15 protein-coding genes and 1 pseudogene are annotated in these 13,315 nt (G+C 73.3%); 7 read left to right on the top strand and 9 right to left on the bottom strand.

The genetic code is table 11. The annotated features are described in order from the left end of the window. Positions 1-138: 138 nt before the first annotated feature. Entirely contained in the window at positions 139-1,248 is a 1,110-nt protein-coding gene (locus ACIGAN_RS06010) for a PP2C family protein-serine/threonine phosphatase (RefSeq protein ID WP_399855245.1), read from the bottom strand. Between the two features lie 68 nt (positions 1,249-1,316). Then, a complete protein-coding gene (locus ACIGAN_RS06005; protein WP_399855242.1) occupies positions 1,317-2,513 on the bottom strand; it encodes a glycoside hydrolase family 64 protein in 1,197 nt (398 codons plus the stop codon). 371 nt (positions 2,514-2,884) lie between these two features. On the opposite strand from ACIGAN_RS06005, the gene ACIGAN_RS06000 reads away from it, so the two are divergent. Then, positions 2,885-3,784, top strand: coding sequence for a GNAT family N-acetyltransferase (locus ACIGAN_RS06000; RefSeq protein WP_399855240.1), 900 nt, complete (start codon positions 2,885-2,887; stop codon positions 3,782-3,784). Here ACIGAN_RS06000 and ACIGAN_RS05995 read toward each other — a convergent pair. Together ACIGAN_RS05995 and ACIGAN_RS05990 are read right to left on the bottom strand one after the other, a co-directional pair. After that, entirely contained in the window at positions 3,781-4,674 is an 894-nt protein-coding gene (locus ACIGAN_RS05995) for a Gfo/Idh/MocA family protein (RefSeq protein ID WP_399855237.1), read from the bottom strand. The two genes, ACIGAN_RS06000 and ACIGAN_RS05995, sit on opposite strands and share 4 nt — an antisense overlap. A 203-nt stretch (positions 4,675-4,877) precedes the next feature. Next, entirely contained in the window at positions 4,878-5,291 is a 414-nt protein-coding gene (locus ACIGAN_RS05990; RefSeq protein ID WP_365743831.1) for a VOC family protein, read from the bottom strand. Positions 5,292-5,503: 212 nt separating this feature from the next. On the opposite strand from ACIGAN_RS05990, the pseudogene ACIGAN_RS05985 reads away from it, so the two are divergent. Beyond that, a pseudogene (locus ACIGAN_RS05985) lies at positions 5,504-5,674 on the top strand (aldo/keto reductase); the annotation flags it as partial. A 72-nt stretch (positions 5,675-5,746) separates the two neighbouring features. Here ACIGAN_RS05985 and ACIGAN_RS05980 read toward each other — a convergent pair. Beyond that, a complete protein-coding gene (locus ACIGAN_RS05980; protein WP_365098703.1) occupies positions 5,747-5,977 on the bottom strand; it encodes a hypothetical protein in 231 nt (76 codons plus the stop codon). Positions 5,978-6,211: 234 nt separating this feature from the next. Here ACIGAN_RS05980 and ACIGAN_RS05975 point away from each other — a divergent pair, with 234 nt between their 5' ends. The 3 genes from ACIGAN_RS05975 (at position 6,212) to ACIGAN_RS05965 (ending at position 9,379) form a co-directional block, all read left to right on the top strand. Then, the gene (locus ACIGAN_RS05975; protein WP_365098702.1) at positions 6,212-7,069 is read left to right on the top strand and encodes an aldo/keto reductase; all 858 of its coding nucleotides are present in this window, start codon (positions 6,212-6,214) and stop codon (positions 7,067-7,069) included. Between the two features lie 160 nt (positions 7,070-7,229). Beyond that, positions 7,230-8,999, top strand: a complete 1,770-nt coding sequence (locus tag ACIGAN_RS05970; protein WP_399855233.1) for an ABC transporter ATP-binding protein — start codon at positions 7,230-7,232, stop codon at positions 8,997-8,999. 113 nt (positions 9,000-9,112) lie between these two features. Beyond that, positions 9,113-9,379, top strand: a complete 267-nt coding sequence (locus tag ACIGAN_RS05965) for a DUF5133 domain-containing protein (RefSeq protein WP_399855230.1) — start codon at positions 9,113-9,115, stop codon at positions 9,377-9,379. A 2-nt stretch (positions 9,380-9,381) separates the two neighbouring features. Here ACIGAN_RS05965 and ACIGAN_RS05960 read toward each other — a convergent pair whose 3' ends face one another. Further along, positions 9,382-10,392: a GlxA family transcriptional regulator gene (locus ACIGAN_RS05960; protein ID WP_399855227.1), complete on the bottom strand. Its 1,011-nt coding sequence runs from the start codon at positions 10,390-10,392 to the stop codon at positions 9,382-9,384. 184 nt (positions 10,393-10,576) lie between these two features. On the opposite strand from ACIGAN_RS05960, the gene ACIGAN_RS05955 reads away from it, so the two are divergent. Both ACIGAN_RS05955 and ACIGAN_RS05950 read left to right on the top strand, forming a co-directional pair. Next, a complete protein-coding gene (locus ACIGAN_RS05955) occupies positions 10,577-11,050 on the top strand; it encodes a hypothetical protein (protein WP_365098697.1) in 474 nt (157 codons plus the stop codon). Positions 11,051-11,188: 138 nt separating this feature from the next. Continuing rightward, positions 11,189-11,392 (top strand): hypothetical protein, encoded by a 204-nt coding sequence (locus tag ACIGAN_RS05950; protein ID WP_365098695.1) that lies wholly within the window; start codon positions 11,189-11,191, stop codon positions 11,390-11,392. Positions 11,393-11,464: 72 nt separating this feature from the next. On the opposite strand, the gene tgmB is transcribed toward ACIGAN_RS05950, so the two are convergent. From tgmB to ACIGAN_RS05935, 3 genes are all read right to left on the bottom strand, one after another. Beyond that, on the bottom strand, positions 11,465-12,448 hold the full coding sequence (gene tgmB, locus ACIGAN_RS05945; RefSeq protein WP_399855224.1) for an ATP-grasp ribosomal peptide maturase: 984 nt from the start codon (positions 12,446-12,448) through the stop codon (positions 11,465-11,467). Between the two features lie 16 nt (positions 12,449-12,464). Continuing rightward, the gene (gene tgmA / locus ACIGAN_RS05940; RefSeq protein WP_365098691.1) at positions 12,465-12,656 is read right to left on the bottom strand and encodes a putative ATP-grasp-modified RiPP; all 192 of its coding nucleotides are present in this window, start codon (positions 12,654-12,656) and stop codon (positions 12,465-12,467) included. A gap of 132 nt (positions 12,657-12,788) precedes the next feature. Next, positions 12,789-13,100: a YkvA family protein gene (locus ACIGAN_RS05935; protein WP_365743845.1), complete on the bottom strand. Its 312-nt coding sequence runs from the start codon at positions 13,098-13,100 to the stop codon at positions 12,789-12,791. Between the last annotated feature and the right edge of the window lie 215 nt (positions 13,101-13,315).

The following is a 13,315-nucleotide window of genomic DNA, read 5'->3' as shown; positions in this document are numbered from 1 at the left end:
GGGGCCCCACACCTACCTGTGGGGCGGGGCTCCCAACGGGGGGTGCGCCTCCGTGGGGCGCCCCCCCCGCCCGTGGGGGGGGGGGCCGGGGGGGGGGGGCCCCCCCCCCCCGGGGGGCGCCCCCCCCGCCGGCCGTCGTCAGGGCCCGGGCCGCGGGCACGGCGCCAGCACCAGCATCGTCACGTCGTCCCGAACGTCCGGGCAGTGCCGCACGAGATCGGACCACACCCGCTCGGCCAGGGCGGCCGGGTCCTTCGCGGTCAGGGCCGGCAGCCGCTCGGCCAGCGGATAGAAGACCCCGTCCGCGTCCCTGGCCTCCGTGACGCCGTCGGAGGCGAGGAAGAGCCGGTCACCGGCGCGCAGCCGCACCGAGACAACCCGGGGCGGAGCGGCCTCGGCGAGCCCCAGCCCGAGCGGTGTGCCGGGCTCGACGTCCAGCTCGACGACCTTCCCGTCCCGGATGAGCAGCGGGCCGCACTGCCCGCACGCCACGATCCGCACCACCCGGGCGTCGGCGGAGAAGTCGAGCAGCACCGCCGTCGCGAACAGCTCGGCGTGCGGCTCGTCCGCCGAGTCCACCGCGAGCCTCCGGTCGAGCCGGGCCGCCACCGCCTCCGGGTCCGGCTGGTCCAGCACCGCCTCCCGGAAGGCCCCCAGCAGCGAGGCGACCGTGGCGACGGCCGACAGACCGTGCCCCTGGACGTCGCCCATGACCGCCCGGACGCCGTAGGGACCCGCCCGCACGTCGAAGAAGTCGCCCCCGACCAGCGTCCCGCGCTGCGCCGCCCGGTACAGGCCCGCGCACCCCACCGGCCCGACCCGGCGCGGCAGCGGCGGCGCCACGGCCCGCTGCGCGGCCTCGGCGACGGCCCGCTCGGTGACCAGCTGCGCGTCCTGCCGGCTGCGCACGTACGACAGCAGCACGCTGAGCACCGACACGAAGCACACGGTCAGGACATCGGTACTGCCCGGATCGTCCAGGGCGAACACCGGCACGGTCAGCACGAGCACGGCCAGCGCCCCGAGCACCGCCGTCGCCACCGGCCCGTGCGCCAGCACGGCCAGCGGCGGGATGGCGCCCAGCAGGAAGCCGATGTCGAGCGGCTCCGGGCTGATCAGCTCCGCCAGGCACACGCCCACCAGCAGCGCCGTCGGCAGCACCCGCGCCCACCCCGGGGGCGGTGCCCCGCGCAGCCAGCCGGGCCGGTCCCGGTCGGGGGCCGTACGGGACCGGCGCGTCACTCTCACACCACCACGCTGCAACGCCCGCCCGGCCACCGCACGCCGGGGGCCGCACGGGCGCCGCCGGGATCCGGCTAGAAGCGCGTGAGCGTCAGCCGGAAGCCCGTGGGCGCGGTGTCCTGGATGTAGGAGGCGAAGTCGGCCACGTCGTCGAAGGCGAAGCCGTACGCCTTGCCGTCCTCGGCGGCGGCGTGCATGGCCTTGGCGTAGTGGTTGGTCAGCTCGCTCCGGTAGAACGACGCCGGGTCGGTCGTCGGCTGGGCGGCGGAGGCCAGCAGCGTCGAGCGGTTGAACCCGGCCCCCAGGATCGCGGCGACCGGGCCGGTCGTGCCGTCGTTGGGGGCGGCGAGGGCGCCGTCGCAGAACAGCACGTCCCGCGTGGACGGCTTGCCGAAGGAGACCTCGGCGGGCCCGGTGAAGGTGAGCCGCTCGCCGCGCACCCGGCCGGTGAACGTACCGGCGTTGGTCGTCACCTTCAGGTCCCGGCCGGTGTACATGCTCCACACCTCGTCGATGGCGGGCGCGAAGTAGTCCTTGGCGAACAGCCCGGCGTCCAGGCCGTGCCCGGGAGCGATGATCCGGGTGTCGTCGACCACCAGCCGGGCGAACTCCGGGACCTCCCGGACGGCGGCGAACGCGGCCGCCCGGCCGCCCTCGCGCAGCCTGCCCGTCGTCTGGTCCTTCGCGCCGGTCAGCCGGATGCTCATCGGCACGCTGAACATGTCGACCATGGTGGTGTTGCAGAACATGCCGGCCGCGTTGTACGTGAACTCGGCGCAGTCGTGCAGCACCCCGTAGTTGGGGTCCGAGGAGACCCAGCCGGCCGGGTACTGCAGGGCCGGGTTGCCGGCGCCGTCGGTGACGACCTTGAACTTCAGCTTCGCGCCCAGCGACACGTAGATCCGGCCGGACATGTACGGCAGGGACAGCCGGGTCTCGCCGCTGCCGGCCAGCGGGATCGCGTAGTCGGTGAAGCCGTCGGGGCCGTTGTCCGACAGGGCCACCGGAGCGAGGGTGCCGTCGGGGCGCAGCCGTACCTGACGGCCGTCGGCGTTGCCCACGACGTAGACGTGGACGCTCGCGTTGTCGAACGAGCCGCTGTCGTTGACGAGCGTCACGGGCAGGGCGGCGGCCGCCTTCGGCGCGTCCGGGGTGGTCTCCGCGAGGGCGTGGGGGGCCAGCGCGGCGATCGCCGGGGCGGCGACCACGGCACCGCCGAGACCGGCGAGGAGCGTACGGCGGGCGACGGGGCGCTGGTGACGAGGAGTCATGTGGGGGGCCTCCTGAGGTGCGGGTGGGGAAGTCGGCTGAGAGCGCTCTCAGGCCGACCGCCTCGGATGTTACGGAGGAGCCGCGTTCCAGCCAACCCGTCCGCCACGAACAAATCACCCGTACCACCGCCCACTTGGGCGCCTTAGGGCTCGCTTAACCCACGCTTAAGGGCCGGTTGAGCCTGGCCGGGAAATCCGTGGACGGCCCGCCGGTGATCCCGTAACGTGTGGCCCGCCACGCCCCGAGGCCGATGGAAGGAGGGCAGAGCCGTGCCGTTCACACCGTTCCCGCGCTCCCTCCCCGTTGACCCGGCGTGCCGCCACTGACCGACCGGGAGCGCTCTCGCAGCATCCGTCCCGGAGGACTTCCCATGACCGAACCGGTCATCCGCGCGCTCGACGCGAGCGACGCCGCACTCTTCGACACCCTGCCCGACCCGCTGGGCGCCCGTGAGGGCCACCGGCTGACCCGGCACCGCCCCGACTGGAAGCGCGTGGCCCTGCGCGACGGCCGTGTCGTCGCGCGCGGCGCCTGGTGGGGCGGCCCCGACGACACCGAGCCCCTCAACGTCAACTGGTTCGACGTGGCGCCGGGCGAGGAGGAGGCGGGCGCCGCGCTGTTGCGCTCCGCCCCCTGGCAGGTCGAACTGGAACTCAACGCGCCGGCCGGCTGGCGCGACCACCCGGCGCTGCGCGACGCCGCCGAGGCACGCATCACCGCCGCCCGCAAGGCCGGTTACGAACTCCTCGTCGAACGCCTCCTGTACCGCTGGACCCCCGCCCTGGGCCTGCCCGAGCGGCCCGGGCGCCTGAAGTTCCGCGCCGAACCGGACGACGCCGTCTTCTTCGACGCGCTGCGCCGCATCCACTCCGCCACCCTCGACGCCCACGCGCTCAAGGCCATCGAGGAGGGCGGACTGGACCGGGCGGCGCAGGAGGAACTCGACTTCTTCCACTGGTGCCCGTCGCCGCGCGAGTGGTGGCAGGTGGCGTACACCCTCGAGGGCGAGACGGCCGGCATCCACATCCCGGCCCACAACCCCTCCGGCCCCTGCATCGGCTTCATCGGGGTCCTGCCGGACCAGCGGGGCCGGGGCTACGCCTACGACCTGCTGGCGGAGTGCACCCACTTCCTCGTCGAGCGGGGAGCGGAGTTCGTCACCGCCGCGACGGACCGGGGCAACCTGCCGATGGCCGCGAACTTCGCCAAGGCCGGCTTCCCGGTCGTCCGCGAGCGCCTCAACCTCGAACCCTCGCGGGGCATGTCCTAGCGCACACGGGGCGCGCCGCCGTCCAGCACCTCCTGGACCTCCGTGAGGATCTCCGTCACCCGGAGTCCGAACGAGGCGTCACAGGGGTGCGGGCGGCCCGTCCGGACGGCGGCGAGCAGGGCGTCCGCGGCCCGCTTGAGGGCCGGGACGGCCCCGTCGTCGCCCTCCGGCAGGACCGCGACCCCCGCCTCTCCCCGCAGCTCGACGGCGGCACCGGCCGCGGCGGGCGGTGCCGTCAGGCTCAGGGTGAGGGTGCTGGACGCGCCCCGGTCGTGATCGAGGACCGCGTACACCGTGTCCCCGGGCCCGTACGCCGCCGCCGTCACCTGCCGCACGTCGCCGAGCACCGGCAGCAGCACGGACAGGGCGTGCGGGCCGACGTCCCACAGGGCGCCCTTCTCCCGCCGCCACGGCGTGGCGAACGGGCTCTCGCTGGTGAACACCGCCCCGAGCCACTGCGCCCGGGCGGTGAACCAGCCGGACGCCGCCGCCTGTTCGGCGATCCAGTCCTGCGGTCCGGGCTGGAAACGCGTCGTGAAGAACACCACCGAGGCGACCCCGGCGGCGTCGGCGGCCTCGAGCACGGCCCGCCCCTGCTCGACCGTCGGGGCCAGGGGCTTGTCGAGCAGCAGGTGGCACCCGGCCCGCGCCGCCCGCACGGCGAGCTCGGCCTGCACCTGGGGCGGCAGTGCCACGGCGACCGCGTCGACGTCGGCGAAGAGCGCGTCGATATCGTCGTAGGCCCGCACACCGTGCCGCTCGGCCAGTTCCTTCGCGGCCTCGGGGCGACGCCCCCACACCCCCGCGAAGTCCAGCTCGTCGTGCCCGCCGAGAGCGGGTGCGTGGGCGATCTGCGCCCAGGGTCCGGTGCCGAGCAGTCCTATGCGCATGCCGCCGCCTCTCCACGCTGCCTGACGAAGAGCGTGACACACGCCGGCGGCCGGCCGGCGGGAGGGTGCGCGCAAACGCGGCGGGCGAGGAGGAGGCGCCGGCGCCGGCGTCCGGGGCGCGGGCGACCACGGCGTGCCGATGACCCGGACGGTCCGCCGGCTCACCGTCCTCACCCGCCCTTCTCGGCGGCCGGCGGTGGTGCTCAGTCCCGGGGACTGCCGATGTCGACCATCCACGGGACGCCGAAACGGTCCGTGCACATGCCGAACACGTCGCCCCACATCTGCCGCTCCAGCGGCACCGACACCGAGCCGCCCTCGGAGAGCTTCTCCCAGTAGCCGCGCAGCTCGGCGTCGTCGTCACCGCTGAGGCTGACCGAGAAGGGGCTGCCCTGCGGGACCTCCATGCCGGGCGGGTTGTCGGCGCCCATCAGGGTGAGGCCGCCGGGCGTCTCCAGCATCCCGTGCATGATCTGGTCGGCGTGCGGGGCGTCGCCCTGGCCGAAGTCGCCGTAGGAGTTGAGGGTCAGGGTGCCCCCGAAGACCTCCCGGTAGAACTCCAGCGCCTGCCGGGCGTCACCGTTGAAGCTGAGGTAGGGGTTGAGACGCGTGACCATGAAACCTCCCAGAACGGGACGAAGGTGTGTGCGCAGCGTAACGCCGGGCTCCGCCCCCGGCCCGCCGAGCGCACCGCGCCCGGGACGGAACGGTGTCTCCCCGGGCCCGGCTTTCGTCCCAACGGCGCTGTCAGCGTGGGCTCTTGAGCCGAGGAGGAGGGCACCGATCCTGCGCGAACAGGTACGGCAGGCCCTGCGGCGACTGCGCGTGGTGGCTCCTGGACCGCTCGCCGGTCGTCCTGCCGATCCCGGGGACGGCCCGGATCGCGCACCTGGAGGAGAACGTCGCCGCGGCCGGGCTGAAGCTGACCCCCGGCCGGCGGGCCCGGCTCGACGAGCTGGCCGGACCGGCGCCGACCGGGCCTGCGACCGGGTCCGGATGAGGGCCGTGTCGGATGGGGGTCGCGTCGGCTGAGGGGCGCGGTCGGTCGAGCGGCGGGTGCCGGGGTGAGGGCTCACGCCTCCTCGGGCGTCCCGCTGGTCCAGTCGTACGGGCCGCCGCCGCGCCACTCGATCAGCTCGGTGTCGTCGACCGCCGTGTCGGCGGTGGGCAGGCCCTCGCGGTGCACCAGGTCCAGCACGTCGAACAGGCTGTAGGCGACGCCCATGTCCTCGCCGCGGATGGTCACCAGCCGTCCGCCGTCCGACGCGGGCGGCTGCACGACCACAGGGGGTTGACCGTCCATAGCCCCACCATGCCCCCGAAACGGCCGCTCCGCAGCTCGATCGCGTCCACACGCGGTAACGGGCCCGCACCGAGTCCTCGTCCGGGAGCGACACCGGGCCGGGGGAGGGATTCAGTTGCGTGGGTGCTGAATGCGTTCTCCTTCTTCTATTGGACGTCCGGGCGTGTGACGTCCACGCTGGAGTCGGCCATCGCCCGCACAGCAGGAACAACAGCCGGAAGAGGTCACGAGCCCATGCACACCCGCCGCATCGGTGACGTCGAGGTCAGCGCGATCGGCCTGGGCGCGATGCCCATGTCCATCGAGGGGCGCCCGGACGAGGAGCGCTCCCTCGCCACCGTCCACGCCGCGCTCGACGCCGGCGTGACGCTGATCGACACCGCGGACGCCTACCATCTGCACGCCGACGAGGTCGGCCACAACGAGACCCTCGTCGCCAAGGCCCTCGCCTCCCACGACCGCGGCGGCGAGGTCCTGGTCGCCACCAAGGGCGGCCACCTGCGCCCCGGCGACGGCAGCTGGACCCTGGACGGCAGCCCCCGCCACCTCAAGGAGGCGTGCGAGGCGTCGCTGCGCCGCCTCGGCGTGGAGGCCATCGGGCTCTACCAGTTCCACCGCCCCGACCCCAAGGTGCCCTACGCCGAGTCGGTCGGTGCCGTGCGCGAGCTGCTCGACGAGGGCAAGATCCGCATGGCCGGCATCTCGAACGCGAACCCGGAGCAGATCCGGCAGGCCCAGGACATCCTCGGCGGCCGTCTGGTCTCCGTGCAGAACCAGTTCTCCCCGGCCTTCCGCTCCAGCGAGCCGGAGCTGCGCCTGTGCGACGAACTCGGCATCGCGTTCCTGCCCTGGAGCCCCCTCGGCGGGATCGCGAAGGCGGGCGAACTGGGCTCGGCCCACGGCGCGTTCGCCCGCATCGCCGAGCAGCACGGGGTGAGCCCGCAGCGGGTGTGCCTGGCCTGGATGCTCGCCAAGTCGCCCGTGGTCGTGCCGATCCCGGGCGCGAGCCGGCCCGAGACCATCCGGGACTCGGCCGCCGCCCCCGATCTCGTCCTGACCGACACGGAACTGGCGGAACTGGACGCCGCCTGAGTGGAGCACGGGACCCGGGGACAGGCGAGCGCCGCCCCGGGTCCCACGCTGCGGACACCCCGCGACAGCCCGCGCCGGCCCCTGCTGTACTTCCTGACCGCAGGGCGGCAAGCGCTTGCCCCGTGCACCATCCGCCGGCAACCGGGGAGGACATCCGCCGATGGCGTCGACGTCAGAAAGACCTCTCGACCACCGCTACCGGGGCGAGCACCCGGTCCGCACGCTCGCCTATCTGTTCCGCGCCGACCGCCGGCGGCTGGTGCTCGCCGTCGTCGTCTTCACCGTCAAGCACAGCCCGATCTGGCTGCTGCCCCTGGTCACCGCGTCCATCATCGACACGGTCGTCCAGCACCAGCCCCTCAGCCGCCTGTGGACCAGCACCGGGCTCATCCTGTTCATCCTGCTGGTGAACTACCCGCTGCACGTGCTGTACGTCCGCCTGCTGTACGGCAGCGTCCGCCGCATGGGCACCGCCCTGCGTTCCGCCCTGTGCACCCGCATGCAGCAGCTCTCCATCGGCTACCACTCCCGCGTGAGCGCCGGTGTGCTCCAGGCCAAGGTGGTCCGGGACGTGGAGACCGTCGAGCAGATGGTGCAGCAGACCGCCGAGATCGGCCTCGGCGCCACCACCGTGCTCACCGGCGGACTCGCCATCATCGCCGTCCGCACCCCCGAGTTCCTGCCCGTCTTCCTCGTCGTCGTGCCCGCCGCCGCCCTGCTGGTGGCCCGGCTGCGGGCGCGGCTGCGCACCCACAACGAGCACTTCCGCCACGAGGTGGAGACCCTGTCCTCCCGCGTCACGGAGATGACCCGCCTCATCCCCGTCACCCGCGCCCACGGCCTGGAGGGCAAGGCGCTGCGCCGCATGGACGGCACCCTGAACCGGCTGCTCACCTCCGGCCTCCGCCTGGACCTGGTCAACGGCCGCTTCGGCTCCCTGGCCTGGGTGGTCCTCAACGTGGCCGGCGTGCTGGTCCTGGCCGGCGCGGCGCTCATCTCGTACCACGGCCTCTGGGGCGTCACCCCCGGCGACGTCGTCATGCTCAGCGCGTTCCTGACCACCCTCACCAACTCCACGACGACACTGGCCGGGCTCGCCCCGGTCATCACCAAGGGCCTGGAGTCGGTCCGCTCGGTGGGCGAGGTGCTCCAGGCCCCGGAACTGGAGGACAACCAGGGCAAGACCGAGCTCACCACGCTGCGCGGAGCCGTCACCTTCGAGCACGTCGGCCACGCCTACGAGACCGACGGGCGAGCCGCGGTACGGGACTTCACCCTGGACGTGCGCCCCGGCGAGACCGTCGCCCTGGTGGGCGCGTCCGGCGCCGGCAAGTCCACCGTGCTCAACCTCGTCATCGGCTTCATCCGCCCCACCTCGGGCCGGCTGCTGCTCGACGGCACCGACATGAACACCCTCGACCTGCGCACCTACCGCCGTTTTCTGTCGGTCGTGCCGCAGGAGTCGATCCTCTTCGACGGCACGGTCCGGGAGAACGTCGCCTACGGCATGGACGACGCCGACGAGGACACCGTACGGGCGGCCCTGCGCGACGCCAACGCGCTGGAGTTCGTCGACCGGCTCCCGCACGGCCTGGACACCCTGGTCGGTGAGCACGGCGCCCGGCTCTCCGGCGGGCAGCGCCAGCGGCTCGCCATCGCCCGGGCCCTCATCCGCGACCCGAAGGTGCTGGTGCTGGACGAGGCGACCTCGGCGCTGGACACCCGCTCGGAGGCGCTCGTCCAGCAGGCCCTGGCCCGGCTGCTGCGCGGACGCACCACCTTCGTCGTCGCACACCGCCTGTCCACCGTCCAGGGCGCCGACCGGATCGTGGTGATGGACGACGGCCGGATCGAGGAGAGCGGCACCCACGAGGAACTGCTGCGCCGGGGCGGGGCGTACACCGCCCTGCACAGTGGCCAGCTCACCTGAGGGCGATCAGCAGACGGTCATTTCTCGTCAGATCCGTCACTGCTGAGAAAAAGGTGTGAATGTTTCTGCGTGGTTCGGGCATACGCAGCGCAAACCACAGAGAGGGGCGCTACGTGCTCGTACCGGACCGGAAGGCCGTCAGGGAGTTGCTGACGCGGTACGCGTCGCTGCGGATCGCTCAGGCGGAGAGGAACACGCCGGCGACGGCACGCGAGCTGGACGACGTCAGTTACACGCTGTGCGTGATGATGGGGACGTCCGACATCAGCGATGCCATCGCCAAGGCGGATGTGCTGCTGCTCACCAAGGAGCGGTCCGCTGCCGAGGGATCCACTGCCGCGGACACGGACGGTGAGAACGGCCTGACGCTGGTCGGCTGAGATCAGGGACCCGGGCCCGGACCCGGAGCTGCCCCGGCGGTCCTCGAACGGACCGCCGGGGCAGCGGCCTTTCCGTGGAACGCCGCGCGGTAGGCGTACGGCGTGGTGCCGACCACTTTGCGGAACCGCTCGCGGAACGCCGTCGGGGAGCCGAAACCGGCCTGCCGCGCGATCCGCTCGACGGGGTGGTCGGTGCTCTCCAGCAGGTACTGGGCGCGCCGCACCCGCGCCCGCAGCAGCCACTGCAACGGCGTGGTGCCGGTCTGCTCCCGGAAGCGCCGGCTGAAGGTCCGCTCGCTCATCCCGGCGCGCGCCGCCAGTGCGGCCAGAGTGACCTCGTGCGCCAGATGGTCCTCGATCCACTCCAGCAGCGGCTCCAGCGTCGACCCGCGGGGCACGGGCGGGTGCTCGTGCACGATGAACTGGGCCTGCCCGCCCTCCCGTTCCAGCGGCATGACGGACATCCGGGCGGTGTCCGCCGCCACCGCCGAGCCCAGGTCCCGGCGGATCATGTGCAGGCTCAGATCGAGCGCGGCGGCCGCACCGGCCGAGGTGAGGATCTGGCCGTTGTCCACGTACAGCACGTCCGGCTCCACCTCGATCCGGGGGAAACGGCGGGCCAGGTCACCCGCCGCCGCCCAGTGCGTGGTGGCGCGCAGCCCGTCCAGCAGCCCCGCCTCCGCCAGGACGAAGGCGCCCACGCACACGGACGCGATCCGGGTGCCGGCCTCGGCCGCCTGCCGCAGGGCCGCCAGCACCCGGGCGGACGGCGGCGGCGCGTCGGGGGCGCAGCCGGGCACGATGACGGTGTCGGCCTCCGCCAGCGCCTCCAGGCCCCGGTCGACGCCCAGCGTGAAGCCGCCGTCCGCGCGCACCTCCGGTGTCTCGGCGCAGAGCCGGACCCGGTAGGCCGGCCGCCCGTCCGGCAGGCGGGTCCAGCCGAACGTCTGCTGGGGGGCCGCCATGTCGAACGGCACCACGTGATCGAGGACGAGGATCGCCACGGCATGCATGACCGCCACCCTAAGCGCATTCCCGCCAGCCCCGTGAGCCGGGGTTTCCAGCCGACCGGACGGCGGGGACACAGGTCGCAGCGTTGGCGGGAATCCGTGGGAAGCTGGCGTTCCAGCCCATGGGCGGCCGGGCCGGGGCCGCCTAGCGTGAGCGCCGTCGATCGTCCTCGTGGAAAGAGCCCCGGTGACCAAGTTCCTGCTGTCCCTCCATGTCCTGGCCGCCATCGTCGCGATCGGTCCCGTGACCGTCGCGGCGAGCATGTTCCCGCCGGCGGCCCGGCGCGCGGCCCCGGCGGGCGACGCCGCCCCCGGTCCGTCGGCGGTCGGCACGGTCGCCCTGCTCCACCGCATCTGCCGCGTGTACGCCGCGGTCGGCGTGAGCGTGCCGGTCCTGGGCCTCGCCACCGGGGCCGTGATGGGCGTCCTGGGCAGCGGGTGGCTCGTCACCTCCATCGCGCTGACCGCCGCGGCCGCGGGTGTGCTGGCCGCCTTCGTCCTGCCGCGCCAGGAGGAACTGCTCGGTCAACTCAGGGGCGAGCAGGCCGTCGACCACCGGGCCACCGCGCAACTCGCCATGTTCACCGGCGTCTTCAACCTTCTGTGGGCCACGGTCACGGTCCTGATGATCGTGCGCCCCGGCTCCACGACGGGGGCCTGAAGGGCTCGCACGCGCCTGTCACAGATGTCCGGTCTGCGTCAAGTCATCCCAAGGAATTCACACTCCGGGACTCAGTGCCGCCTACACTCGCAGTCTCGCCCCCGCTCGGGGCCGACGAGCAGAAAGGCACGTTGACGGGTGTTCCAGGATTCCCCCATCTACGACCGACTCATCGCGGAGCGCGGCGATGTTCCCGCACAGGTGCGCCGCGAGGCCGAACGCGTGAGCAGGGAACTGGAGCTGGTCATGCGGCCCTCACAGCCCCTCGGCTACGACCGCCCGCACTCCCCGGGCACGGGCTGGCAGCGCACGGCGATGCTCCCCGGACCGCGCCCGCAGTGATCCGCCGGCCGGACCGGCGCGGGCTCCGGAGCCGGTACCCGGCCCCGGCGGTGCGGAAGCCGGGTCCGGACCTCAACAGGCCGTGGAGTCGGCGCCGTTGAGGTGTGACGGCTGCCCGGGCACGGGCCGCGCCAGCCATGCGGCGATGGTGCGCGCGATCGGCTGACCCGTCTCCACCTCGACGAACCCGAACTGTCCCGACTGGTTGCACTCCAGGAACCACCAGGTCCCGTCCGCGTCCTCCACGAAGTCGAACGCGCCGTAGGCCAGTTCGGCCTCGACCAGGTAGGAGCGGACGGCCGCCGCGACACGCGGCGGCACCTCGGCCGGTCGCCACGGCGAGCCGGGAGCGGCGAACCGCACGTCCACCTCGTCGGCGTCCGCGTCCGCGGCGGCCGCCTTGCGCGCGGCCAGCATCCGCTCGCCGACGACGGTGAGCCGGATGTCGGCCCGCTTGGCGATCCGCCGCTGCAGCAGCGTCGGCCCGAAGGCCACGGCGGAGAAGTCCGCATCCGGCGCGACCCGGCTCGTCGGCACGGCCCGCGGCGGATCCTGCGGATGCGCGCCCGACACCGGCTTGACCACCAGGTCCGGGAAGCGCTCGGCGAACTCGCGGGCCGCGCGCGGGAACGTGGTGATGAGCGTCGCCGGCACGGGCAGGCCGCACCGCTGGGCGATCCGCAGCTGCCAGGGCTTGTGCCGGGCCCGGCGGGCGGCGTCGGGATGGTTCATCCACCGTGCGTCCGAACCGCGCAGCATGCCGTAGAGCGCCTGTGCGGCCTCCTCGGTGAGCCAGGCGGACGGCTGTGCCGCCCGCCCGGCCGGGACGCCGGGCCGGCGCACCCAGACCGACCGGAGCCCCCCGATGCTCACCAGCCGCCCCCCGGCGGACAGATGGCCGCGGAACCGGCCGTGCACGTACTCCCCGGACAGGGCGACGCCCCCGGTCAGGTCGGCGGGGTCGACACGGACCACCGGGACCCCCGTCGCGTTCAGGTGCACGACCACCATGTCCGCCGTCACGTCCTCCTCGCAGGTGAGGATCAGTACGGTCATCGTCGGCGGCCCGCGGTCAGTCGTCGAAGTGCGTCTTGGAACCCGCGGTGGACGTCGTGGTGCCGAACTCTCTCAGCAGAGCGAAGTCGCAGGCCGCGATCCGACCGTCGCGGAGCACGTTCAACTGCTGTCCGGCGTCGTACACGTACGGAGTGGCAGCGTCCAACTCCACTGCCGGGCGCGCGTAGTTGAGCGCGAACGGTTGCATCGTCTCTCCCTCGTCGGTGCTGCACCGATCAAGCGGGGGTCCAGGGGCGCGGCCACCCGGTCCGCCGACTCGTTTCGGCTTCCAGAGACTTATACGAATCGAACGGGTGGTTGGTTTCCTTACTTTCCGTAGTCATCGCGCCGGTTGGCGGTCCGGCGGGAGTTCCGCGCCGCGCTTCGGTTCGCCGAGGGAGCCGCGAACGGTGCGCAGAGCGAGCAGCAGAACCCCGATGTCGTCCAGGTACACCGGGTCGGGCAGCAGATCGACGGGCAGGACGAAATAGAGCACCGCGCCCCAGAAGACCCAGCGCGGTCCGGTGGGCAGTCCGGCGCGCCGCAGTTCGCGGCGGGTCCGTACGAGCCGTACGAACATGCCGACGGCGCAGACGAGGACGATGGCCGCGAGCACCGCGGCCACCGTGATCACCGTTGTGGTCGTATCCACGGGCTGCCCCCTCCTGGCGTGCCGCGACCCGGGGTGTCACCTTCTGGATTCCCGTTTCCGGCGGCTGTATGGCGGCCGGGGCCCGACATGTCGTCGTGTCGGCGGATTTTCCCGTGCGGGTGGTCATCCCGGTGGCTCACCCGAGTGGCACGGCGTGACGGGGGCGCCTAGTAATGGTCAGCGTAACGTCGCTCGTCACACGACGGGGGGCGCAG

Source organism: Streptomyces sp. NPDC085931, from assembly GCF_044540565.1.
GTDB lineage: Bacteria > Actinomycetota > Actinomycetes > Streptomycetales > Streptomycetaceae > Streptomyces.
This window is presented reverse-complemented; position numbering and strand designations above follow the sequence as displayed.

Coding starts and splice junctions, on each gene's coding strand:
- tgmA (WP_365098691.1), bottom strand. CDS start 12,656: ATGCAACCGTTCGCGCTCAACTACGCGCGCCCGGCAGTGGAGTTGGAC.
- ACIGAN_RS05960 (WP_399855227.1), bottom strand. CDS start 10,392: ATGCATGCCGTGGCGATCCTCGTCCTCGATCACGTGGTGCCGTTCGAC.
- ACIGAN_RS05980 (WP_365098703.1), bottom strand. CDS start 5,977: ATGGACGGTCAACCCCCTGTGGTCGTGCAGCCGCCCGCGTCGGACGGC.
- ACIGAN_RS05975 (WP_365098702.1), top strand. CDS start 6,212: ATGCACACCCGCCGCATCGGTGACGTCGAGGTCAGCGCGATCGGCCTG.
- ACIGAN_RS05995 (WP_399855237.1), bottom strand. CDS start 4,674: ATGCGCATAGGACTGCTCGGCACCGGACCCTGGGCGCAGATCGCCCAC.
- tgmB (WP_399855224.1), bottom strand. CDS start 12,448: ATGACCGTACTGATCCTCACCTGCGAGGAGGACGTGACGGCGGACATG.
- ACIGAN_RS05990 (WP_365743831.1), bottom strand. CDS start 5,291: ATGGTCACGCGTCTCAACCCCTACCTCAGCTTCAACGGTGACGCCCGG.
- ACIGAN_RS06005 (WP_399855242.1), bottom strand. CDS start 2,513: ATGACTCCTCGTCACCAGCGCCCCGTCGCCCGCCGTACGCTCCTCGCC.
- ACIGAN_RS06000 (WP_399855240.1), top strand. CDS start 2,885: ATGACCGAACCGGTCATCCGCGCGCTCGACGCGAGCGACGCCGCACTC.
- ACIGAN_RS05970 (WP_399855233.1), top strand. CDS start 7,230: ATGGCGTCGACGTCAGAAAGACCTCTCGACCACCGCTACCGGGGCGAG.